The organism is Mesorhizobium sp. M1C.F.Ca.ET.210.01.1.1 (genome assembly GCF_004791585.1).
Taxonomy (GTDB): Bacteria; Pseudomonadota; Alphaproteobacteria; order Rhizobiales; family Rhizobiaceae; genus Mesorhizobium.
Genome location: NZ_SRUU01000054.1, coordinates 1 through 23,731, shown reverse-complemented (window position 1 = coordinate 23,731; position 23,731 = coordinate 1). Strand labels below are relative to the sequence as shown.

Below are 23,731 nucleotides of genomic sequence, written 5' to 3'. Positions count from 1 at the left end.
AACGATGACGACGGGATCCTGGCCTTCACCGATGAAGGCATCGAGGAGGTCAAACTCCTCCTCGAAGAATATCATCGCGTCTCACCATCGAAAGCTTGACCCCAGCACCGCGGTGCTCAGGGGCTCACGGCCGCCGGATACGCACGACTGCGGTCTTCGCCGGATGGCTACGACCTCCTCGATGCCTTCATCGGTGAAGGCCAAGATCCCGTCGTCATCGTTGGCGCCGTAGACCCAGATGACGCCGTCCTCGGGCTCGAGACCGAGGGTAAGGTCCTGGATGAGCGCTTCGCTGACGCCGAGGTCGCTGGCGACACGTTCGACGGTGGAGCGGGTTCGTTCGCCGCCTATACACAGAGCGGCGCGCCGGCGGCGAGGTCGTTCATGTGGAAGCGGCGCCCGGCGTGGTCGTCGTCGTGGCCGCTTGGATGCTCGATCCGGCCATCTGTGCCGGAATGACGTTTGGCGCGCCGCGCGTATCCCAACGGCGGCGCTCACTGAGTTGCATCAGCTGCTCATCGAGCAGGGAATCAGACGAAGCTCTCTGGGCGATCCAAACATCGTCCAGGAGGAGCAAGATGCGAAGCCTGCCAACATTGCCGCTGCCACTCGCGCCGCGCCAACTCAGCATTCCGTTCGATTCCGGAAAGCTCCAGAGGATCAGCACCTCGGACCGCCGGATAGCAGTCGCCCGGTTGACCCGTCTGCTGTTGGAGGCCGCCAGCGTTGCGGCCGAGGAGCGTGACGATGACGAGCGCTGATCTCCTGCCGGCCGCGGTTTTGAAGCGCAAGGCGGTCGTTTATGTTCGGCAGTCCACTCCGGCCCAGGTTGAGAGCAACCTCGAGAGCCAGCGGCGCCAGTATCGGGCGTGACCATGCGCGCTCGCCAACGACTCCTCCGTGCGCTCGTCACCGACATCATTGCCGATGTCGACGAAGCGACACGCGAGGTGGTCCTGACGATCCATTGGCGGGGCGGCCAGCACTCGCAATTGCGGGTCCGCAAGCCGAAGTCGGGCGAGCATGGGTGTAGCACTTCCGATGACGCCCTGGAGGTTATTCGCAGCATGGCGGGACGCTGGGCCGACGTGCTGCTAACTACGCTCGTAAGGACGACCTTAAGAGCACAGCCTCGCTACCATGCCATGCTCGCGCAAGGCGTCCCTCGCCGGAGGCGTAACTGAGAGCCGGATAGCCAAGGAGCGCGTCACGCGAGCGGCTGCGAGATTGCCGTCTTCGAGTCATCGTAGATGGTGCGCGCAGACTTGGCCTAGAAGGCGAACGCCCGGTCATGCGCGTCGAACACCATTTCTTGCGTCTCGCGCGCATAGGCTCGAACGAACATTAAGTTGCCATGTCGATATTCGAGGAGGTTGTTCGTCACAGCCCTCCATAGGCGATCCACAATGCTTTCTCAACAACTAAGTCTGGTAATACTTGCCATAACGTTCACTGTAAAATTCGGCGCTGCCGAACTTTTGATACATCTTTATTCTGTTGATATCGACTTTGTTAAGCAGAACGCCGATACATTTATCCGCAAGGATCGGATTGTTGTTGAGGCATTCGCGCACGAATGTACGAGCGGTCACGCCCCATTCAACAACCAGAAGAAGGCCGTCCAGGTGCTGGACGAAGGACCGCACGTCCGCGACTGGAGCCAACGGGGGCAAATCTACGACGACGTAATTGAACGTAGAGCCCGCCTTCAGCAGAAAGTCGCCCATTTTCTCGATAGGCTGCACGGTCTGTGCGAGCTTTAGTTGGCTCTGGTTCACGCCGGGGAGGAACCTCAATGGCAATGACTCATGGGCCAGCAAATCTCTCGCATTGAAGTCTCCAGCCAACAAGTTGGCCAGGCCTCGTTCCCAGCCGTTGGCTAACATAGGGGACAAGCCCGGATTGTGGATGTCGGCATCGATCAACAGGGTCCTGCAGCGCTTCATAGCAAGAACCATCGCAAAATTGGCCGCGACCAGCGACTTCCCTTCTCCCGGGAGGCAGGAAACGATGCCGATCGCCTTGGTGCTCTTCCTTGGTAACTCGGCGTCAACAGCGACTTTAACCGTTCGCATCGCTTCAGCGAATTCCGAGCGCGGATGCTGCTCTACCCAGTTAAAAGCGCTATTCTCCACCTCGATGAATGACCGCTCTCCGGCCGCACGATCACCCTTGTTCCGGCGAATTGCCTTCCCGTCCAGCAACGGGATCATTCCGAGCGTGTCAAGTCCGAGCTCATCGCGCACTTGACCCCTCGTGCGGAAAAAGCGCTCCCGGTACTCCCGAATTCCGCCCACACCGGCGCCAATCATGCCGCCGAGCACGACGCAGACCGCCAACGCAAGACTGCTGTTCGGAGAACTCGGGCTGCTGGGGTACGGTGCTTCTGAGATAATCCGCGCCTCCGACAACGCCATCGAAAGGTTCTGCAGGCTCGCTTGGTACTGCTGCAGGACCTGTTCATATTGCGACTTGAGAGAGGACGCCTCAAGTTCGAGCTGGCGCAAGGTAACCAGCGTTTCCTTGGTCAGCGTATTGTCTTTACGGAACCTGTCGACTGCGAGCTCGGCGTCGACCGATCGCTTCCGCACCGTCTCGAGCTCTTCCGCCAGTGCACTGCGAGCTCGGATAATCGACTCATCTTTGGCTCCGACTTGGTCAGAGATATAGATCTCCGCATACTTATTGGCGATTTGTTGCGCCATTTCAGCGCTAGGCGACCAAAATTGGATTTCCAGAATGTAAGTATCGCCTACACGAGCTACCGTTATATTATCAGCCAGAATGCCAAATGCCTGCCGTCGAGGATCGGGTCCTCGCGCCGCACTCGATTTTACCGGCGCTCCGCTTTCTTCGGAACTGCCGATGAATGACCGCACCACCCGAGCGACCGATCCTGTGAGACTGTTGAGCAACGAATACGACGCTGACAAAAAAGAACGATCGGTAGCGAGACCGAGGCTGTCAACGACCTTTAGCCCGATCCGGTCGGAACGCAACAATTCGACCTGACTTAGCATCATCGGGTCAAGCTGTGTGGAGCTTCCGCTCTCCGTTAACTTCGTCACGACGGATGGCTGGTTCTTGTCGATTAGGATTCTGGCCGTCGACTCGTACAAGGGCACCTCGGCCGCCAGGTACACCAACCCAATCATAAGGCCTGCTAGCGCGCATGTAAGGACAAGCCTCAACTGCCGTCGCGCTGCCGCCAGGAGTGTTTCGAGATCAATCGTTCCCGACAGAGGATCGCCGAATATGAAGGCAGCATCCGGGTGCCGATTTTCAACTTCGCGGAGCATGAGCCTTCAAACCCGTGGGATGAGACTGGCAGCGCATGGGAAAAACACCCTACCACACTATCTGACCAAATGTCCGCAAATTCAGTATCGGCGCCGGGGGCACAGCACACCGCATTGGGGCGGGCATCAGTCCGCTCCTCGCCAAAAGGCGCGAATTCTTAACCTTCTGATTGCAATAAAACGGAACCTCACGCGGCCTATGCTCCGCTGCACGTCGTGAGATCCAATTAAAGGAAGAAATTGAGTCGTATTGCCAAATGGCAAAACATCTGAGCAAGAGATTCCAGGGCCTAGGTTGAGCCTGTCCTGGGGGAAACAGGGATCTCGATTGGAATGCCTCGTCATTCACAGGCACGCGATAACGATCTCCGTGAGAAGTCTGCGCGCATTTGGCGCCTCGCGGAAGGCCTCTCCAGTGCCCGAATAAGACAGGCGGCAGTCACATTTTGTATCGTCGTGTGGGGTGTCATCCTGCTGATCGTCCTCCTCTAGGCGGAAAGTGGTCCGAATTGTTCCCTAAGTGGCGCGGATGTTGCTCCCTGTCGGGCTCATCGCGCGTGATGTGTGACTTCGGAATCTCGGATTCTTTGGAGACCGAGCGCCACACAAGCAGCAGGACAGCAACAAAGTACCCAATCTGTATCAAGATCCCACAAATTGCCGTTTGGACAATCGTGCTCCAGAGCGAGCCGGTAAGCAAATATGTACTGATGGCGAATACCAACAGGACTATGATGAGGCCGCGCAAAAAAAGCAAAAAGGACATCGCCGTCCCACTTAAAGACGGTGTTCGTCGGCAAGGACCGGCAATGCAAGCGCCGCTTCCTCCAGCCGGTCGCCTGCGCGCGCTGGCATCGAGCTGGGCGAGGTCAAGTTGCGGAGCCGTCAGAATTCACGATCGGCCTGGCTATCTTCGTCGCCCGTCCTTTGCCGGTCCTTACAGTCCGCCACCCAACACCGCCGCGGCGCGGACACGCAAAGCACCCTGCGAATAGGCCTGCAGCATATCCTGTCGTGCCTGCATTCCGATCTTCTTGCGGAGCGTTTCATCGTCCACGAACATCAGTGCTTGCGCCACCGCCTTCCCCGCTGAGGAAACAGTAAGCTTCAGCATATTCTCTCCATCCTTGCCGTAGTCCCGGATACCGCCGACGTCGGTCGCGATCACCGGAAGGCCGGCAAGCATCGCCTCTGCGACGACGATGCAGAACCCTTCCGTATCGGACATGTTGATAAACATGTCACAATCACAGGCTAGCTCGAACCAGCGCGCCACATAGCCATGGAAATGCACGCGATCTCCGATGCCGAGCTCATCCGCCTTGCGCGAAAGCGCGTGCCGTTCCGGCCCGTCGCCATAAAGATCGAGGCTTGCAGAAACGTTCCGGTCTTGGAGCATTCGGATGGCCTCGATCAGGCGGTCAAAGTTCTTCAGCGGGATAAGCCGTCCGGCAGCAGCAAGGCGCAAGGGTGTGTGAAGCGCGTAATCGCGCTTGTAGTTGGAAGCCTCATCGGAGCAAAACAGAGGCACGATATGCAACCGGCGCCTGCGCGGCAAGAAGTATACCTGCGTCTGCTGCAGCGTACTTTCGCAATCAGCCCAGATTTCGTCGACGCGCCAGGACAGCGCCTTGAGCACAGGGCCATAAACGGCTGCGGCGCGCCGGGAGCGGTAGCGGTAGCGGGCGGTGTGTTCGAAAGAAACGCAGTGCAGTTGAGGAGCAAACATCGCAGCAAGCCGTCCCAGGAGATTGGCCTGTTTGAGCGACAACGCAACCATATCCGGCCGCCACTCCCAGATGAGGCGTAATACTACAAAGAACGAGCCTACGAAGTTGCGCAAGGAAGTCTCTTCACTCTGCGAAGTCAGGATAAAATTCTGTTCTCCGATTTGTGCGGCAATTTCATCGGCAAGAGCCCCACCGCGGCCACGGCAACAGGCGAGAATCTTCATCTGGTGACCGCTGAAAAATCCCGCTCGCAACAAGTTGAGCAGCCCATGCTCGGCGCCGCCTGGATCGAATCCGTAGATGAAGTAAAGAATTCGCATGTGGAGTGCTCCGATTATATCGCCGCTCGTATCTACTATCGCAAATATCTGCTCGATCTTGTGCGGACTTCTCCGTCGCTTGCGGTGAAGGGCCGGTGGTGCGGCTTTGGCCCGGTCGTATGGCCTTGTTTGTCTCCACCGCCTGCCAATGAAACTGGATGCGCGACGCAGGCCGAAAACAATCAACTCGAAGGGCTGCGTTGCCAGCCGCCGTCCAGCTCCATGGTTCTGCCTAACCGGAGATAGATGTCGCTCTCAGCTGCCGCTACACGCCAGAACTTCAACGACAGGCCTGGAGGAACGACGCTAGCTATTCGGTCCGTCACGCCGAATCCAACTCTTCTGCCTTGGTGACTTTTGTACCGAGCTTTACCTGGGATAAGTGAGGCATATCGGACACGCATGCTGTGACCGAGGGCACAGTGAACTCGATATTTTCATGACAGGTTGGAGCAGTTGATATCCTGCTCGATCCGCAACTGCTCAATCCATTGAATGGGTTGCGACTAGGGGCTGAATTGGGTGAGCGCAAATGTCGAATAGATCGGTGCGGTGGCGGGCAGGCAGTTACGCCGCGCCCGCGTGCATATTTCTGTTGTTCGCGTACGCGAATCTGTCGAATGGCCCTGCCCTAGCTGAGGAGCACAATGTCGACGAGTACCGTCTGCAGACTGGCGATGTGATCGGCTTCGCTGTCATAGGCTATCCCGAGATGCAAAAACGAGCTGTTATCGATCAGAGCGGTATAATCGTTTTGCCAGTCTTGGGCCCCCTAAACGTTCTCCAGAAGACAATAGAGGATGTTCGCAAGGAGGTAATCGAGGCTCTAAAACCGAAGTCCCTTCCGCAACGAAATGCCGACGGTACTGAGAATTGGACAAGTTTCTATCCGGATCAGATTATAGTTGATATTGCAGAATACCGACCCGTCTATATCGACGGGGACATTGCCTCTCCTGGGACTCAGGCCTTCAGACCAGGAATGACTGTCCGACAAGCTGTGGCGGCTGGCGGCGGCTATAAGATAGGTCGCGGTGAGGTTGGAAACCCTGAACTGACAGTGGCGGACCTTAGCGGCCGCCTTGACGTTCTGCGCATCCAGTATCAGGAAAGCGAAATCAAAGCTGCTCGGATAGAGGCGCAGCTGAGCGGCGCCAGAGCGATTGAGGTTTCGGACGCACAACGTTACCCGAGCCTCGAACCTCGTCGCGACGAAGCTCTGCAGCAGGAGCAAAAGCACCTTGAAGCTCTCTATGCGGATCAGGAGAAGGAGCGCGCTTCAATCAAGTTGGCCACGGCCAAGGCTGCGGAACGGATGAGCTACCTGAAGGAGCAGCAGAAGGCGGATCAAGCGGGCGCGGCAGCGGATGCGACGGAACTTGATCGCCTCAAGAAGCTCTTCGAAAAAGGTCTGATCGAGATCACCAGGGTCAACGATGCTGAACGCGCAGTGCTCTTGTCAGCGACCCGCGCTTTGCAAACCAACGCTGAGATCTCTCGACTTGAACGCGACCAAGGCGATTTGCAGCGAAGGCTTGAGAAGCTTACCGACCAGAGTCGAATTGACCTGCTGGCTGACTTGCAGACTGAAAGCGCGGCGATGACGCAAAAGCGCGCTGAGATGGATTCGTTGGCCAAACAAATCGCCTATGTGAGGCAGCTGCGCATCGACCTTGTAGCCGAAGGGAGCCGGCGGGTTTCGATAGGTGTAACCCGTTCCAATGACGGACAGGCTGAGACGACCGGGGCGACCGAAGATACCCTGCTCGCTCCGGGTGACACCATCACAATTACGCTGCAGACCCCGCTAGAAGCGGCGGTCGCGAACTAACCAGCTAAATGTACTAGAGGCGGCGCGCGGTTACAGGGTGTCCTAGTCGAGATATGAGAGGATGGCGGATTTGCCGGGCAATTCACAGCACTCTACCAACGCGCTCGTGGCGGTTGTCATCCCTGCATACAACGCGGAACCATTCATCGAGCGTACCTTGGCGTCCGTGCTCGCCCAAACGCATAGGAATATCGAAATTATAGTCGTTGACGATGGTTCGACCGACGGAACAGCATCGATCGTTCGACGACTGGCTGATAGCGACGGGCGCATCAAGTTGCTCCAACAGAAGAATGGTGGGGTGGCGTCGGCGCGGAATGCGGGGGCGCGGGCAAGCAAAGGCATCTTTATAGCGCCCATAGACGCCGATGACCTCTGGCACCCGACCAAGCTCGAAAAGCAACTTCATGTTTTCGCTGCGGCTGGCAATGATCTAGGGCTTGTTTATACACTTTACCGGACGATTGATGCCGATGATCTGGTGATCTTAACGCCGAAGCGAACGCACCCGAATGGATGGGTGTTCATGCAGCATCTCGGACAAAATTTCATCGGCAACGGCAGTTCAGCGATGTTTCGGCGCGATGTTCTGTTCGAAATGGGTGGCTACTCCTCGCGACTGCGCCAGAGCGGTGCAGAGGGTTGCGAGGACTTCTTCATCCAACAGAACATTGCTTCGAAATACCGTTTCGGCGTCGTTGAGGAGCATCTTGTCGGATATCGCCGAACGCCAGGGAATATGTCGGCAGATTTCGTGCGAATGCTCATCTCGCGTCGGATGGTGCTTGAGAGCGTACTTGCCCGCTGCACAGAGGCGGTGAAGCCGGTCCTGCTGGATGCGATGTTCCGCACCGATGTCGAGATTGCCAAGCTTGGGCTAATGACGCGCCGATTTGCTGCGGTTGCCAAGCACTGCACCAAAATGCTCTGGCGATCACCTGTGCAGTTCGCGAAACTCGTTGCCGCATTCGCGAACATTTTCCTGCGCAAGGTGAAGCGAGCGCTTCCCCAACCGGAAAACCAGGACCGCAGCTCAGAGATCGGCAGAAATTTTTGGAACTACTCTGTTCATGAGTTTGCGGATTTCGCCGAGAATGCCAACTACCGCGGGGAGCTCAGCAATCTGGCTGTAATGGACGAAGAGCTTGGACCAACCGGAGCCTATTTGACGCGGCCTCCTGAAGAAGGGACGCTTGCAATGCCCAGCGAGGACACGAATTCCAGCAGCCTACTACGTCCCCTCGAGACCTGAGATGAAGAAGCTGTTGCTGGCTGGAGGAGCAGGATTCATCGGGTCGCACCTGGTAGATCGGCTTCTCAAAAGAAACGATTTGGACATGCTGGTTGTGGTCGACAGCCTATGGACCGGCAGGGCAGAAAACGTTGATCACATCCGAGATCAACGCCTGGTGCTGGTCCGCTCCGAGGTGGAGCATTTCAGATCCGATATCCAATTCGACGAGATCTTTCATCTTGCGTCGCCCGCGTCGCCGCCAGTCTATATGCGGGAGCCCGAGCGTACCGTCTCAGCAAATCTGATTGGCGCTATGCGGCTCTTGAAGCTGCTCAAAAAGGGTGGGCGAATCTGCTTTGCGTCGTCCTCGGAGGTTTATGGAAATCCCTTGGTCAACCCGCTGCCTGAGACGTATCGGGGGTCAGTGGACTGTACGGGGCCGCGCTCTTCCTACGACGAAGGCAAGCGCTGCACCGAGGCGCTCCTCTTCGAGAGCAATCGTGTCCGTGGCGTTGATGTGCGCGTAGCCAGGATCTTTAACGTTTACGGTCCGCGCACCCGAGCCGATGATGGGCGTGCTGTTTCCAACTTTATCGCCAATGCGTTGTCCGGCAAGCCGATCGTCGTTCATGGTGATGGTCTCCAAACCCGCAGCTGGGGTTATGTCGACGATATTGTCGATGGGCTCGAACGGCTGTTTTGGCTGGAGGACTTCAATCATGTGGGAGCAATCAATGTAGGAAACGACCGGGAAGTTTCGGTGCTTGAGATCGCAAAGTATGTTGCGGGTCTCATTCCTGGAACGACAATTGTTCATGATGAGCCAGCGCCGCAGGATCCGAACAACCGGCGTCCTGACCTGACTCTGTGCCGAAGAATCCTGCCGGGATGGTCGTGCAAAGTTCCCTATGAGGAGGGGGTCGTGCGCACCCTGCGCTGGTTTGAGGCCAATGGTGAAATTGCGGAAATGAGGCAGCCCATGCGATCCAAAGCCGGCAATGATCGGCATCATCTGAGATAGGCGGGCGGCATGTACTGCGGAGCGGAAGGTGAATGAATCAACGGTTCGCGTGACCGTCCTTATTGTCACTTACAATCACGCACGCTACGTGGCGGCCGCAATCGACAGCGCTCTCATGCAAGAGACCGATTTCGGTGTCGAGATATTGATCAGCGAAGACTTTTCGACCGACGGCACCCGGGAGATTGTCGAGCGATACGTTTCCAACCATCCTGAAAGGCTGTCGGCGATCTATTCCGGCAATAATGTGAGATCGAACGAAGTCGTCGCGAGAGGACTCCGGGTGGCGCGTGGGCGCTACGTTTCGATCCTCGATGGCGACGACCTGTGGACATCCAGGACCAAGCTGAAAGATCAGGCGGCCCATCTCGACGCGCACCCGGAACTTTCCGCACTATTCTATAACGCAGTCGTGGCGGATGGCGATGAGGTCACATCGACGCGGTGGACGCGGGCGGACCAGAAACCCATCGTGACGCAAAGGGACATCTGGGAAGGCAATCCTTTCGCAACTTGCGCCGGCATGATGCGAACCGCGTGCGTTCGAAACGTGCCGTCGTGGTATGCTGATTTCTTTCCGATTACTGACTGGCCGCTATATGTGCTTTGCGCAAAGACGGCAGATCTCGCTTTCGTCGACGAGGTAGCAGGTGTCTATCGTCTGCATCCGGGCGGACTGGTATCGGCACTGCCAACCCGACCCAAGCTGGATGCGATCGAAGGATTCTACCGGCGCATGGCGCAGGTCATGGACACTCAAGGGGCAAGCTCTGCGCGGGCCGGCTGCTCCCGCTACTTCTATGACTGGTCAATACGGTATCTGGAAGAAGGCGATTTGCCATCGGCCAGATCGTGCTTCCTGCGGAGCCTTCGCGGCGGTGGCACCGGACGTGACGTGCCCAAACGCGACATTGCCAGGTTGGGACTGCACCTGCTGAAGTCCTCGGTGCTCCAGAGATGACGGCGGTCCGCGATTTCGAGTACCGCGATCTGATCTCGCCGTTGCCACGGGAGGCTGCTCGCCCGAAATGGTCGGTGATGATCCCCGCCTATAATTGCGCCCGCTTTCTTGCCGCGACGCTGGAAAGCGTGCTGGCGCAGGATCCCGGCCCGGCTCAGATGCAAATCGAGGTGGTTGACGACTGTTCCTCCGATGATCCGCAAAGCGTCTTGAAAAAAATCGGTAGGAACCGCGTTGGCTTTTTCCACCAGCCGCAGAATCTAGGGCATATCGGCAACTTCCATACCTGCCTGGATCGTGCGCAGGGCGAACTCGTACATCTCCTGCACGGCGACGACGCCGTCCGCCCCGGCTTCTACGAATTACTCGGACGAGGCTTCGACGCAGACCCGGGTACGGGCGCGGCGTTCTGCCGGGCGATATTCATGGATGCCCACGGACAGGAGCTGTCGATCCCGCCTGTAATGCAGTCCAGCCCCGGACGGCTCGAGAATGCGGCGGTTCGACTGGCGCTGGAACAACACATCATGACGCCATCGATTGTGGTGCGGCGCGCGGTCTACGAAGAACTCGGCGCGTTCGACCGGCGGCTGAAATGCAGTGAAGACTGGGAGATGTGGGTCCGCATCGCTTCTCAGTTTCCTGTCTGGTACGAACCGCAAGCCCTTGCACTTTATCGCATGCACCCCCAATCGAACACAGGGCGCCATATCCGAAGTGCCGAGGACATGGCCTACACACGAATGGCGATCGACATTTTCAAGGCCTATCTTCCAACCGAGCTTGCGGACGATGTCGCCGCGTCGGCCCGGCGGACCTATGCGCTAAGCGCTCTCGAAACTGCGCGGCGACTGTTCGGCGCTGGCGAATGGGCGGCATGCCTGGCGCAGATGAGCGAAGCGTTCCGCTTCGATCCCTCGCTCAAGACAATTGGGCGTATGCTGCAGCTCGTTTCAAGACAGGGAGGCAGGATTGTCCATCCTAGTTGAAACCGAGCAGCCCCCTGCAGGTCGCCGCGAAGATGAAGCGGTCCGGCTCGTTTTGGCCGGATGTGGCGCCGTCACAAAGCTCTACTATGCGGAAGCGCTTTCACGCCTTCAAGGCAGAGGCCAAGTTGCAGTCGCGGGGATATTCGATCCAGATGCGAAGCAGGCCGCACTCGTTCGTGCGCGACTGCCCTCAGCCAAGGTTGCGGCCAGTTTCGACGGCCTTTTGGCTATGAACGCCGAAATTGCGATCATTGCTTCGCCACCTCGATATCACGCCGATCAGTCGATACAGGCGTTGGAAGCCGGGATGCACGTTCTGTGTGAAAAGCCGATGGCCACGAGCAGCTGCGAGGCGGATCGTACCCTTGCCGCAGCGGCGGCCAACAATCTTCATGTGGCAACAGGGCTCGTCAGAAGGCAGTTCCCTGCGACGCGGTCGATAAAGGCCATGCTCGATTGCGGAATGATCGGACGGTTGCGAAGCGTCAGTTGTTTCGAGGGCGGCGCCTTCCAGTGGCCGGTGGCTTCGACGAGCTATTTCAGCTTCGCGGAGTCCGGTGGTGGCGTACTTCGGGATATCGGCACGCATTGCCTTGACCTCCTGACCTGGTGGTTTGGAGAACCCGACGAGATCCACTACGCCGATGACGCAATGGGCGGCGTCGAGGCGAACTGCCTTGTCCGGCTGCGTTTTGGCGGCTTCGACGCGACGGTCAGGTTGAGCCGGGATTGGGCTCGCCCGAATCTCTACCGCCTTGAGGGCGAACGTGGCTCGATTTCCTGGACAGTCAATGAAACCGAGACTGTGGAGGTCGCCTTGGATGGAAGTCGCACGACAGGCTCCGTTTCCTTCACCAATGCCGACGGCCGGTCGCGCGATTTTGTCGATGCATTTTGCGATCAGATTTCGGGCTTGGTGGATGCGGTCCGAAATGGGGTCCCTCTTTCCGTGCCGGCCAGCGCTGGGCGCAATGTGCTCGATCTGGTCGAAGGATGCTATGCCAGACGGAAACTGATGGACATGCCCTGGCTAGGTCCGGAAGAATTGCTCCATGTCGCTGCTTGCGCCGGGACCAGACAATGACCGGTACTGTTGCAGTGCTTGGCGCCAACGGCTTCATAGGTTGCCGCACCGTCGAGTTGCTGCAACTTTCCGGCTGGGCGAATGTGAGGCCGATCGTTCGCAGGCCGGATGCTTTCGCCAGTCTGTCTCGCTTTGCGATTGACGCAATGGTGGCGGATGCGCGTGATATTCAGGCTCTTACCGCGGCCTTTGCAGGCTGTAAGTACGTCGTACATGCAGTGGCCGGTGATGCTCGCACGATCGTCGATGCTATCGAGCCCGTCTATCGTGCAGCCGCCGCTGCCGGCGTGCTTCGTCTGATCTATCTCAGCAGCGCTTCCGTTCATGGCCAATCGCCCCCGCCCGGGACGGACGAAACGAGCGCGCTGCATGACGATCAGACGATCGAATACAATAATGCGAAGGTTCATGCCGAACGCCGACTGGGGCAACTGTCACGCGACGGCGCGGTGGAGGTGGTGGTGCTGCGGCCCGGAATTGTCTTTGGCCCACGCTCCAGTTGGACCGGTGGTTTTGCCGACGAGCTCATTGACGGTTCCGCCTACTTGGTGGATGGCGGTCGTGGTATCTGCAACAGCGCCTATGTCGACAATGTCATTCACGCGATCAAGCTTGCCATCGAAGTGCCCGAGGCGTCTGGGCGAACCTATCTGATCGGCGACCGGGAAGAGATCAGTTGGGCAGATCTTTGCCGACCGATCGCCGAAGCACTGGGGTTCGACCTGGCCACGATCTCGGCTTCAGCGCCATCGTCATTTGCTCCGAGCTGGAAACAAAGGCTAAAGGAAAGCGAAGGATATCGGCGGCTTGTCGGAAGCCTACCAAGGCCTGTTCGCTGCGGACTGAAGGCAGGCTATGCCGAGTGGCGGAAGGCAGGTCGCAATGCGACCGGTGCGACTATGGCCCCAACGGTCATGGTATCGCAGGAGCGTGCACTTTTGCACCAGTGCCAGACGAAACTTCCATGGCGCAAGGCCGAGCACGAGCTCGGATACCAGCCGGCTGTCAGCTTCGAGGAAGCATGTCGGCGATCGGTCGGTTGGTTGACCTTTGCCGGCTACCCGACGTGGCGAAACGGAGCGGGTGAGAGATGACCACCCGCCCCGCTGCATCCAGCGTTTCAGTTGTCATCACGACCTACAATCATGCGCGGTTCCTTGCCGAAGCGATCGACAGCGTGCGCAACCAGACCGTAAAGCCGGATGAGATCATCATCGTGGATGATGGGTCGTCGGACAATCCCGAAAGTGTTGTTCGTCGATATGACGACGTCCACTACATCCGCCAAAAAAACCAGGGGTTAGCCGCTGCCCGTAACACCGGAATGACGGCAGCGCGCGGCGAATTCATTGCCTTCCTGGATGCCGACGACAGGCTGCGCCCGGTGGCGCTCGCGACCAATCTTGCCTTGTTTCACGACAATCCCGATTGCGCGTTGGTCTACGGTGCCTACCGCTGCATCGACGAGGCCGGTGCAGTCAGGAATACTGTGCCACTGAGGTCGGTGGGCGAGGACCCTTATGCAGGGTTCCTGACCGGCAATCTGATTGGGATGCATGCGACGGTGCTCTATCGCCGCGGGACATTGGAAGCCGCCGGCGGATTTGACCGGTCACTGCGGGCTTGCGAGGACTACGACGTCTACCTTCGCCTATCACGGGCGAACAAGGTAGCCTGCACTCCGGAATACCTCGCAGATTACCGTCGGCACGCAAGCAATATGTCGAACAGCAATCCGATGATGTTGCGCGCAGCCCTGAAGGTCCTTCGCCGGCAGCGCAACGTCGCGCAGACCAATCCTGATTGGGCGGCCGCCTACCGTCAGGGTGTCGAAAAATGGAAATGCTATTATACGGACAATCAACTGGCACAGCTTAGTACAGCGCTTCGATCCCGTTCTTCCCTCGCCGGTCAACTCAGCAGCACGATCGCCGTTTCGCTTGCAGCGCCGTTGCAGACCGCCGTGATGCTCCGGCATCGCTTCAGGCGCCGATCAAGTCGGCACCGCTCGAGCGCCCGGTTCGGTGACCTCGAGCGTACTGTACCCTTCAGCACGGAGTTCGGTTTCGATCGCGGCAAGCCAGTGGACCGCCGCTTTGTCGAGACTTTCCTCGCGTCCTGTTCATCCAACATATCCGGAAGGGTTCTGGAGATTGGCGACAACGCTTACACGAGGCGTTTCGGAGGCAATCGGGTTACCACAAGCGATGTTCTGAACCGTTATGACGGCCACCCGTTGACAACCTTCGTGGGTGATCTGGCAAACAGCAACGATCTTCCGTCCGAGACCTTCGATTGTATCGTACTCACCCAGACCCTGCACCTTCTTTTCGATCTACCCGCTGCTGTCGCAACCCTGTGGCGGATCCTGAAGCCGGGAGGCGTACTCCTGATTACAGTGCCTTGGGTCAGCCCGATTGACAGGGGAGAATGGGGCGATAGCTGGTTCTGGTCGATAACTCCGGCTGCCCTGAGGCGACTTCTGTCGGACAGGTTCGGGGAGAAGAACGTCGAAGTCAGTCACTATGGAAACGCATATTCTGCTACGGCCTTCCTCTACGGCCTGGCAGAACATGAGTTGAACTCGGCATTACTTGATGTGCACGACCGCTACTGTCCGGTAATCGTCGCGGCGCGGGCTTTCAAGCGATGAGCGGCGCCGTGACTGCCCGTCAAACTGTCAGCAAACTCCTGCGACGGGGGCGCCTGCTTACCGGTTTCAATCGACCTGTCGTGCTGATGTATCACCGCGTCGGAGTACCGCTCGTCGACCCTTGGGGGCTCGCGGTTTCGCCGCAAAATTTCGCCCGCCAGATCGAAGTTTTGACGAAAGCGCGTGACATCGTTCCCCTGCAATGGCTGGCGCAACGGCTTGGCGAGGGACGACCACCGAGAAATGCGGTGGCAATCACCTTTGACGACGGCTACGCGGATGTCCTCCAAAACGCCGCGCCGATCATGCGGCGTATGAACTGTCCTGCGACTGTTTTCGTGACCACCGATGCGATCACCGATCCGTCAGTGTTCTGGTGGGATATTCTATCCCGCATCATTTTGGAAATGCCGGCTCTCCCGACTGCTCTGGAGATCGAGATCGCTGGCCGAAACTATGACTGGCGCGTGAGGGAGGACGCAACGCAGGCGGACTCCAATAGCGCGATCAACCGCACGACGCTTCATTTCGACTTGCATGCACTGTTGAAGCCGTTGAGAGCACACGAACGCGAGAAGGCGCTAGAGCGGCTGGCAAGATGGGCAGGAACCGACGCCAGTCCCCGAGGGCGCGATCGCGCCATGACGCATTCGGAGCTGCGGCAGCTCGCCGACACCGATGGCGTTTCGATCGGCGCCCACACCTTAACGCACCCTTCCTTGCCGCTACTGAAACGGGACGACCTTAAACGCGAGATTTCAGGCAGCCGCCAAAAATGCGAGGAGATTACAGGACGCCGGGTGGTGGGATTCGCATACCCGTTTGGAGATTTCGATGGCAGCACCGCCAACGCCGTAAGGTCTGCCGGCATGGACTATGCAGTAACCACCCTGCCGCGTGAAGCTGGGCCCCGCGTTGATCCTTTCCGATTGCCGCGCGTTACGGTCGCCGATTGGGGTGAAGCTGACTTTCGGCGTATGGTGCTATGCTATGGCTGACAATTCAGGCGGACGGCCGCGTGTCACGGCAATTATAGTCATGTTCAACGGTGAGAAGTATCTCCGGGAAGCTGTTGATAGCATTATAGGTCAAAGCTTTATCGACTGGGAACTCCTCGTTGTCGATGATGGCTCGACTGACCAGTCATCTGCCATCATACGCGGCTATGAGCAGCGCCTGCCGGGCAAGGTGCGACTATTGTCTCATCACGACAACCGCAATCATGGTATCAGTGCCTCGCGCAACCGTGGGCTGGCGGAGGCGCGCGGCGCCTATGTCGCGTTTCTCGACGCCGACGATACATGGCTACCCGAAAAGCTGTCCGAACAAGTCTCCATCATGGAAAGCGATCCGGCGCTAGGCATGATCTATGGCCGGACTCTGATCTGGTATAGCTGGGACGAGGCTGCTGATCGTGCGGACTTCTACTACCCGCTCGGCGTTGAACCAGACGCCCGTTATGAGCCACCCCTGCTCATGGAACTGCTTCTGCAGAATGAGGCCCAAACGCCGACAACTTGCAACGCCCTGATACGTTCAAGCTTGTTCGCAACGCTTGGGGGATTCGAGAACAGCTTTCGCCTGATGTTCGAGGATCAGACATTCTTTGCCAAGGCGCTCGCATTCGCGCCCGTCTACGTATCCGGCCGCATCTGGGCAAAATACCGCCAGCACGCTGAAAGCTGCTCTGTTGCCTCCGCCAGGGCAGGCGCTGACGAGGCCGCGCGTATCGCGTTTCTCAAGTGGCTGAATGGCGTGATGGCGGATCAGGGCGCTTCTTTGCGCATTCGCTCCGCAATCTGGAAAGAGCTCGCGCGCGAAACCTGGAAAGCGAACAAGCGAAGTATTAAGAGACGGCTTCAACGGTGACTTCCCTGCCGCGGGTAACAATCATAACCCCCTTCCTCAACGCGGAGGAAAATTTGGCCGAAGCGATCGCCAGCGTCCGAGCCCAGACGGTTACGGATTGGGAGCTCTTGCTCGTCGATGATGGCTCGACCGACAACAGTGTCAAGATCGCCAATGATGTTGCGGCAGCCGATCCCCGAATTAAGGTGCTCCGTAGGCCTCCCGGATCCAAGCGCGGCGCCGCGGCAGCTAGAAACGCCGGAATAGAAGCCGGCAACGGCGATTTGTTTGCCTTCCTGGATGCAGACGATCTGTACGAACCGCATATGCTCGAGACGGTCCTGGCGGCAGCCGATGCCAACCCAGATGCCGCAATGATCTTCGGGCCAACCAGATGGTGGTATCCTAATAGCGCGCGCTCTGACTGGATCGAACCGACAGACGGACTTGCCAGACGTTTGCATCAGCCTCCACGGCTTCTGAGGCGGGTTCTGCTGATGCAGGATGGCCACGTTCCGTGCACTTGTTCCGTGCTCGTGCGCAGAAGCGCGATTATCACGGTTGGCGGCTTCGAAGAGCGCTTCGATCTCTATGAAGACCAGGCACTGTGGGCGAAGCTATTCCTGCGCTTTCCCGTCTTTGTCACTCCTGTAACGCTCGCACGCTACCGGCAGCATTCCGGTTCGGCATCGGCGTCGGCCACAGAGCGAGGCCTCTACGACCGCATGGGGAAACACCCTGCCCGCGCAGCCTTTCTCGACTGGGTCGCGCAGCATTTGGCGGAAAGTGGACGGCAGGACTTCCGCGTTCAATGGGCGTTGCGACTGGCGCGTGCGCCTTATGTCACGCCGCCAACAACCGCAAGCAAGGCCGGCTCGCTCGCCCTGAAGATCAGCATGTGGATAGCAAGGCGGCGGCGCCAGGCTCGGCGGAAGCTTGTGCGTGCTTTCAAATTGAAGTCAGGCGTCAACGCCTGACCACCCACCGGTGCGGAAAGCTGACACTGCCAAAGCCAGGTTGGGCAGTGACCGGTCGATCGTCGAGCAAGCCGGGCATGACATCGAACACAGCGGCGGTCTCGACGTGGTCTTCGACCACCCTGTCGTCCGCCACGAGCGCTACATCGATCCTGTAGCGCCCCGGTCTCAGCATAAGGCTCTTCACATCCACGGTATAGACGTCGCCTTGACGATCATGCAGGGAGTGCTCCAGGGTATCAAACGACGTCACAGGATCGCCGAGGTCGTCGATGATGGTAACAAGGCATTGCGCGGCTTCGCGCGGCCCATCGACCTGAAGCCGAAAAACCGCCGGTTGCCCCGACGCGAGGGGACCCTTTTTGTTGAAAACCTCGATGCCGACGACACGCAGGCGGCCGCGCCCGGTGCGCGTCGTTCGTGTGCTCAGATCGGTGCTCGCATGCGCTTCCTGTGTCTGCAGATAATTTCGGACCAGGTCGCTCGTCGGGCCGTCGGCTAGGATCGTCCCGCCGTCGATCAGAATTGCGCGGTTGCAAAGCCGCTGCAGAACCGACATCTGGTGGCTAGCGATCAGCACGGTGCGGCCCGTTTCGGCGACGCTCTCGGCCTTGGCAATGCATTTCTTCTGGAATGCGGCATCGCCAACAGCCAATATCTCATCGATCACCAGAATATCGGGATCGACATGCGCAGCAATCGCGAAGGCCAAGCGTAAGTACATGCCGCTTGAGTAACGCTTGACGGGCGTGTCGAGAAACGGCTCGACGCCGGAGAAATCGACGATTTCGTCAAGCTTGGATCTGATCTCGGCGCGGCGCATGCCGAGTATCGCTCCATTGAGAAAGATGTTCTCGCGGCCGGTGAGCTCCGCATGGAACCCCGTGCCAACCTCCAGCAAAGCTCCGAGCCGTCCGCGTATCGTCGCGCGACCGGAAGTCGGCTCCACAATCTTGGCCAATATCTTCAGAATGGTGCTCTTTCCCGCGCCGTTGGGTCCGATCACGGCAAGGACTTCGCCTGCGCGCACCTCGAAGGAGACGTTCCTCAGAGCCCAGAATTGATCGTCTCCACCGTTGCGCCGACCCAAATCTGGCTTCCTATGTAGGATACGCCTCGCTCCGCTGGCCAGGGCGTCCCGCAAGGTTGGGAAGCTGTTGTTCACCACCCCCAGTCTGTAGGCCTTGGAGAGATTGGTGGCTTGAATCACTGTGTTGGTCATTGCTCAGATCAGGTCCGGAAACGCGCGTTCGGACTTTGAGAAAATAGCCAGCCCGGCAACGAGGAGGGCCAGTGAGGAGAGGGTCGATATCGAGATCATGACCCAATCGGCGGGCGTGCCCAGTACGCTCCAGCGCACCGCCTCGACTATCCCGACCATAGGGTTCAGGCTGTAGATTGGTCGCCAGAAGTGGGGTACGAGATTGCCCGGATAGACAACCGGGGTCATGAACAGAACTATCTGGAGGCTGAACGGAACGAGATATCCCACATCGCGAAAGCGGACATTGATCGCAGATAGTGCCACTCCTAGTCCCGTCGCCGACGCTGCCATGACGAGCACGAACAGTGGCAGGAAGAGCACCTGCGGTGCCGGCCAGCTTCCGAATACCAGCATCGCGGCGAACAAAAGAGCGAGGCCGACGATCATATCGGTCACGCACGTGGCCATAGCGGACATGGGAATGATCAGACGCGGAAAATAGACGCGCTTCACCAGTTCCTGGTTGTTGACAAGACTGCCCGCCATGCTGCCAACCGCTCGCGAAAAAAAATTCCATGGCACAAGCCCACACAGGACAAACAGCGGGTATGGCGCGCCATTTGATGAGACGCCTACGAGTCGGCCAAAGAAGACGCTGAAGACCGACATGGCAACGAGCGGCTGCAACATTGCCCAAAGCACACCCAGATAAGTCTGGCGGTATCTGACCTTGAAATCGCGCCAGGCTAGGAAGAACACAACTTCCCGATATCGCCAAAGTTCGGAAAGGTCGATCAACCGCCGCTTGCGGGACGGATCGATTACTGTCTCAGCAGCTGCAGGTTGCGGGCCTGTCCATACCGACACTATGATGGCGTCCCTCCTTCCTTGATGGCCCATTGAGGCCTACATTTCCGCGCAGTGCAATCAGGACTTTATCCATGGGGAACGCTCGAACGCCTAGACTATTGTTTCAGCCTCCGCCAACCGACTCTGCGAGAAACTTTCGAGACAAATGCCCAGGGCCAGGCGTCGAGCCCCGCGGCCGGGCCGTTTGGTAACCTGGCGCCAAATCCTCCCACCATTTTGTCTTCACCCAGATAATCGGACAGGGCACTGGGGTACAGGCTGCCGCGTCGCTTCGAGACCATGCGCTCAAGTCCCATCTTGTCGACAGTGATATTGAAGCCGGCGCCACCACTCGGCGTTCCAAGCCATGCGCGAATGCATCTCATGGAATTATCCGTCCGGAAGCGATCGCCAGAAGCAACGCCATTTTCGGCTGCGCCCCAGCGAAGCTGAAATGCCCACGATCAGTCGGCCTTACGCCCCGTCCACGTGCGATCTTCGTAAAAGCCGCTTCAGACGCGCCCCCTGCCCGCATCACCCCCTTCAGCGGGCCGCGAGGTCGACACGGCGGCTGCACTGCCACCTGGAAACCGCGCTACAATACCTCGATGGCGTTGTTCGCGACGGTGTCGGATGCGCGATTTTTATCGACACGCCCGTGCTAGCGCCTGGCCGCCCAAACCGCAGGTGTGCCCGTCAGGCACAACAGCCCTCGGCAAGCAGCCGGCCCCGAGCAATCGGGGCCGGCTTCGTCGGAGCGTTTCGCGCGGAGTACTGACGACGGCGAGGCCATTCCACTCGCTCCATTTCCGTTGCTCGCTACGTATCGGCGTGGAAATGGTCCCTTGAGGAGAGCCCAAAAAGAACCACCGTCGAGGATCTAGTGGGCCGTGTCCGCCAACCAAAGGCGCAGGTCCTGCACGGAACGCATGAGAACAGACGGGTTGTCTCGTGAAGCGATAAAGCCCCAGCTCTGCCAGTAGCGTTCAGCTTCGGCGTCGATCGCCCGGACAACGACCGCGCGGCCGCCGACGATATCGGCCCCAGCGATGCAGCGTCGCAGCGCATCTTTGACCAGCCCGCTGCCGATGCCCTGCCCGGCATAGCGATGATCGACAGCTAGCTGTCCGATCAGGAGGCAGGGGATGGGGTCCGGGGGTCGCCCGGTGCGGATCGCACGCGGCGCGCTGTTGGGCTGGATCACGCTTGGCGCAAGACCGTAATAGCCGACAACGTCTCCGACGTCGTGAACGACCAGGACACGGGTGAACCCTCGTGCCTGGTTAGTACGGGCAAAGCCGGCGAGCCACGCGTTGAGCGCCGGCTTGCCGCAGTCGAAAGCGTCAAACCGATGCGTGTCGTCGAGCAGTTCAATGCCGGAAAGCGCCACCTAGCGTTCCCAGGGTGCTGCCCGTCGCAGCCGTTCGGCTGCCTTCGGCGGCGGAGCCGCGGCCGGAGTGGAAATCGCCTGCATGAAGGCGTCATAGGCGTCTGGCGAGAGGCGGATGACGCTCTCGTTGAGGATCGCTGTCTGCGCCTCGTGCAATGCGGCGCGGCGCATGAATTCGGTGCGCGACAAGCCGAGCAGTTCCGCGCCACGATCGATGATCGTCAGATCATCGTCGCGGAATCGCATCGAGACAGGCGTTTCCTTTCTCGGGGCTGTGGTGGCCATGTCGCGCTCCTGTGGTGCAACTGTATATACGGCGACGTAACGCGGATTGCAATACTTCTCTCCATGGAAGGAAGCTCACGACTCACTGTCGTAGCCTTCGACTCGCACTAGCCGATCGATTTTCGCTTCCAAGCATTTCGAATGGCAGCAATGCGTGTGCTGGTGTCATCCAGAACGATCTAACAATTGCCAATTCATACGGATCTCGACGCTTCTGGGGTGCGGTACAGCACCACGCGCCCTGTCGGAACGAGTTGGGAAAGAAAGTCGAAGTCCCGGATGTTTCCCGTGAGCACGCTTGCACCCAGCTGCCGCGCCTGCAGGAAAACCAGAGCGTCGTTAAGGAACTTGCGTTCATGACCTTCGCCCTTTGGCAAATTGCTCATTCGGAAGAGCAGGCCAGCGAGGATGCCGGCTTGCCCCCAGATCGCAGTATCGGGGGCATGAAGTCTGTGCTCTGGTATGTCCGCGATCGTGGCTTGGATCGTATTCAGAACGGCCTTCGTAGAGGCATGCTTCGGATCTAGTCGGCCGAATGCGTGCGTCAGCTCGGAAAAACTCACCGCCGAATGGTGGCACAGCCGATAAGTTAAAAGCGTATCCACCCCTGCCGGCGATCGACCCTGCAGAACATCCAGATAGACGGTGGTGTCCAGAAACAATGGACCGCCGATAATCGGTTCGTCGTCGCTCCATGGCAGATCGTCATCGGCGCGGCGCGCGAGTGTTCCCTGGCGTTTGTGGGGCTTGAGTGCTCGGAGGGTTTCGGAAAGATCAAATCCCAAGGTCGATATCCGAGGGAATGCTGCCTTTTCGCTTGACGAGACGAGCCCCGAAATCGTCCTCCAGCGCCAGGCGCGACAGCGCAAGCTCCAACAACTCGGTGTCCGAAGTGACGTGGGCGCGCTTCTTGGCCGCGGCGATCAGGTCCGACGGTACGCGCCCCGACAAGCGCGTATTCTTGGCAGAGCCAAGCAGACCAACGGCCCTCGCCTGCTCAAGGACGAGCTTGTTACGGGTCAGCGCGACCTTTGCTTCGCTGTCTGCAGCAGTATGGATTTGAGCACCCATGCCAACCTCCTATGTTGAACATAACGTATTTTACGTTCAACATATTTGCAAGGAGCGCTCGAGGTTCTTGGCCCTTTCACATCATCGTCGCTTGATCACGGACGAGAGTGTCGATGCCGGTTTCCAGTCCTTCCGAGTAGGTTGCTGCACACCAAGCCCATTCGGTTGATTTGCCCGCATTTCTGGTCCGCTGCCTCACTGTGGCCGTTTGTCCATGCTTCGTGGAGCGCTACGATTTCGTCGGAATCGGTAGCGCATAGGGGGAATGCGGCTCGGCGTCGGTCGTGAACATCGCTCCAATGCGGAAGCGTCAGCAGCACGATAGGCAGCAACATAGCCGTCCCAGAAACTTCGCAGTTGCCTATAGATCAACATCGCGTTTCCCGTGCCGCACCACTCACCATATGGAATGAACAATCGCGGCTAATCGGGGGCGCTTTGAACCCGACCACTTCATGAAGTCGAATGCCAGCCCACCATGCCGAAACTTGCCTGCCGTTGAGCTATGCGGTGAAAAGCCGGTGCCATAAGCGCCGAGGTTGAAACCTATCTCCTCGGGCGTTCCTACTTGTCGGAGCCGGTCATCAGGACCGAGGCAGTGCGAAAGCAGCTTGCAACTATTCCCTGAAGGCCCTTTGAAGCGGATCCGACAACGGCTTCATCAGGTAGGACCAACCGTAGCGCTCGCCAGTCTGAATGTGAACTTCCGCAGGAATGCCCGGTTGCAGACGCCTGGCCAGCGTGTTGGTGAAAGGCACGAAGATATGGGACCGACATTCCTTCCGATCGCCAAGGAGCGATCTCAGGCGATGTTTCGGGCCTAAACTGAGGAGGGGGGAGTCCCCGGGCAGACATCTCGGTAGTGTGCTGAGAGTTCTGCAAATTCGCTGCGAGAGGGCGGTCATGGCAGGCTGGTGATTGTTCACGTCACCGATTCCCGCGAAGGAACGCCACCATGACCAAGACTGAAGATAAATCCGCCATA

At 58.6% G+C, this 23,731-nt stretch carries 21 protein-coding genes and 1 pseudogene; 12 read left to right on the top strand and 10 right to left on the bottom strand.

What is annotated here, in order from left to right; genetic code table 11:
- Positions 1-382: 382 nt before the first annotated feature.
- A complete protein-coding gene (locus tag EN853_RS34240) occupies positions 383-667 on the bottom strand; it encodes a hypothetical protein (protein ID WP_167524666.1) in 285 nt (94 codons plus the stop codon).
- Positions 668-869: 202 nt separating this feature from the next.
- Here EN853_RS34240 and EN853_RS34950 point away from each other — a divergent pair.
- Positions 870-1,088 (top strand): annotated as a pseudogene (locus EN853_RS34950) (serine recombinase); the annotation flags it as partial.
- Between the two features lie 333 nt (positions 1,089-1,421).
- On the opposite strand, the gene EN853_RS31710 reads toward EN853_RS34950, so the two are convergent.
- The 3 genes from EN853_RS31710 to EN853_RS31700 all read right to left on the bottom strand — a co-directional run bounded on the left by EN853_RS31710 (position 1,422) and on the right by EN853_RS31700 (position 5,349).
- Positions 1,422-3,299, bottom strand: a complete 1,878-nt coding sequence (locus EN853_RS31710) for a Wzz/FepE/Etk N-terminal domain-containing protein (RefSeq protein WP_127862898.1) — start codon at positions 3,297-3,299, stop codon at positions 1,422-1,424.
- A 466-nt stretch (positions 3,300-3,765) separates the two neighbouring features.
- The gene (locus tag EN853_RS35205; RefSeq protein ID WP_127862897.1) at positions 3,766-4,065 is read right to left on the bottom strand and encodes an exopolysaccharide production repressor protein; all 300 of its coding nucleotides are present in this window, start codon (positions 4,063-4,065) and stop codon (positions 3,766-3,768) included.
- Between the two features lie 171 nt (positions 4,066-4,236).
- Entirely contained in the window at positions 4,237-5,349 is a 1,113-nt protein-coding gene (locus EN853_RS31700) for a glycosyltransferase (protein ID WP_127862896.1), read from the bottom strand.
- 532 nt (positions 5,350-5,881) lie between these two features.
- Here EN853_RS31700 and EN853_RS31695 point away from each other — a divergent pair.
- From EN853_RS31695 to EN853_RS31645, 11 genes are all read left to right on the top strand, one after another.
- Positions 5,882-7,180: a polysaccharide biosynthesis/export family protein gene (locus tag EN853_RS31695; RefSeq protein WP_127862895.1), complete on the top strand. Its 1,299-nt coding sequence runs from the start codon at positions 5,882-5,884 to the stop codon at positions 7,178-7,180.
- A gap of 61 nt (positions 7,181-7,241) precedes the next feature.
- Positions 7,242-8,432 carry a glycosyltransferase family 2 protein gene (locus EN853_RS31690; protein WP_127862894.1) on the top strand — a complete coding sequence of 397 codons (1,191 nt, stop codon included), beginning with the start codon at positions 7,242-7,244 and terminating at the stop codon, positions 8,430-8,432.
- Between the two features lies 1 nt (position 8,433).
- The gene (locus EN853_RS31685) at positions 8,434-9,435 is read left to right on the top strand and encodes an NAD-dependent epimerase/dehydratase family protein (protein ID WP_127862893.1); all 1,002 of its coding nucleotides are present in this window, start codon (positions 8,434-8,436) and stop codon (positions 9,433-9,435) included.
- A gap of 28 nt (positions 9,436-9,463) precedes the next feature.
- Positions 9,464-10,396, top strand: a complete 933-nt coding sequence (locus EN853_RS31680; RefSeq protein ID WP_127862892.1) for a glycosyltransferase — start codon at positions 9,464-9,466, stop codon at positions 10,394-10,396.
- A complete protein-coding gene (locus EN853_RS31675; RefSeq protein WP_127862891.1) occupies positions 10,393-11,385 on the top strand; it encodes a glycosyltransferase in 993 nt (330 codons plus the stop codon). Before EN853_RS31680 ends, EN853_RS31675 begins: the two co-directional genes overlap by 4 nt.
- Complete coding sequence (locus EN853_RS31670) at positions 11,369-12,469, top strand: Gfo/Idh/MocA family oxidoreductase (RefSeq protein ID WP_127862890.1); 1,101 nt, start codon at positions 11,369-11,371, stop codon at positions 12,467-12,469. The genes EN853_RS31675 and EN853_RS31670 overlap by 17 nt, the downstream gene beginning before the upstream one ends.
- Positions 12,466-13,563, top strand: coding sequence for an NAD-dependent epimerase/dehydratase family protein (locus tag EN853_RS31665; RefSeq protein WP_167524664.1), 1,098 nt, complete (start codon positions 12,466-12,468; stop codon positions 13,561-13,563). The genes EN853_RS31670 and EN853_RS31665 overlap by 4 nt, the downstream gene beginning before the upstream one ends.
- Positions 13,560-15,122: a glycosyltransferase gene (locus tag EN853_RS31660; RefSeq protein WP_127862888.1), complete on the top strand. Its 1,563-nt coding sequence runs from the start codon at positions 13,560-13,562 to the stop codon at positions 15,120-15,122. The genes EN853_RS31665 and EN853_RS31660 overlap by 4 nt, the downstream gene beginning before the upstream one ends.
- Positions 15,119-16,120: a polysaccharide deacetylase family protein gene (locus EN853_RS31655; protein WP_127862887.1), complete on the top strand. Its 1,002-nt coding sequence runs from the start codon at positions 15,119-15,121 to the stop codon at positions 16,118-16,120. Before EN853_RS31660 ends, EN853_RS31655 begins: the two co-directional genes overlap by 4 nt.
- Positions 16,113-16,991, top strand: coding sequence for a glycosyltransferase (locus EN853_RS31650; RefSeq protein WP_127862886.1), 879 nt, complete (start codon positions 16,113-16,115; stop codon positions 16,989-16,991). The genes EN853_RS31655 and EN853_RS31650 overlap by 8 nt, the downstream gene beginning before the upstream one ends.
- A complete protein-coding gene (locus tag EN853_RS31645) occupies positions 16,988-17,947 on the top strand; it encodes a glycosyltransferase (protein WP_127862885.1) in 960 nt (319 codons plus the stop codon). The genes EN853_RS31650 and EN853_RS31645 overlap by 4 nt, the downstream gene beginning before the upstream one ends.
- On the opposite strand, the gene EN853_RS31640 is transcribed toward EN853_RS31645, so the two are convergent.
- The 6 genes from EN853_RS31640 to EN853_RS31615 all read right to left on the bottom strand — a co-directional run bounded on the left by EN853_RS31640 (position 17,937) and on the right by EN853_RS31615 (position 22,746).
- On the bottom strand, positions 17,937-19,169 hold the full coding sequence (locus EN853_RS31640) for an ABC transporter ATP-binding protein (protein ID WP_127862884.1): 1,233 nt from the start codon (positions 19,167-19,169) through the stop codon (positions 17,937-17,939). The genes EN853_RS31645 and EN853_RS31640 overlap by 11 nt on opposite strands.
- Positions 19,170-19,172: 3 nt before the next feature.
- Complete coding sequence (locus tag EN853_RS31635; RefSeq protein WP_167524662.1) at positions 19,173-19,949, bottom strand: ABC transporter permease; 777 nt, start codon at positions 19,947-19,949, stop codon at positions 19,173-19,175.
- A gap of 931 nt (positions 19,950-20,880) precedes the next feature.
- Complete coding sequence (locus EN853_RS31630) at positions 20,881-21,390, bottom strand: GNAT family N-acetyltransferase (protein WP_127862882.1); 510 nt, start codon at positions 21,388-21,390, stop codon at positions 20,881-20,883.
- Positions 21,391-21,675: a DUF1778 domain-containing protein gene (locus EN853_RS31625; RefSeq protein ID WP_127862881.1), complete on the bottom strand. Its 285-nt coding sequence runs from the start codon at positions 21,673-21,675 to the stop codon at positions 21,391-21,393.
- 194 nt (positions 21,676-21,869) lie between these two features.
- Entirely contained in the window at positions 21,870-22,460 is a 591-nt protein-coding gene (locus EN853_RS31620; RefSeq protein ID WP_127862880.1) for a hypothetical protein, read from the bottom strand.
- Positions 22,450-22,746: a hypothetical protein gene (locus EN853_RS31615; protein WP_127862879.1), complete on the bottom strand. Its 297-nt coding sequence runs from the start codon at positions 22,744-22,746 to the stop codon at positions 22,450-22,452. The genes EN853_RS31620 and EN853_RS31615 overlap by 11 nt, the downstream gene beginning before the upstream one ends.
- Between the last annotated feature and the right edge of the window lie 985 nt (positions 22,747-23,731).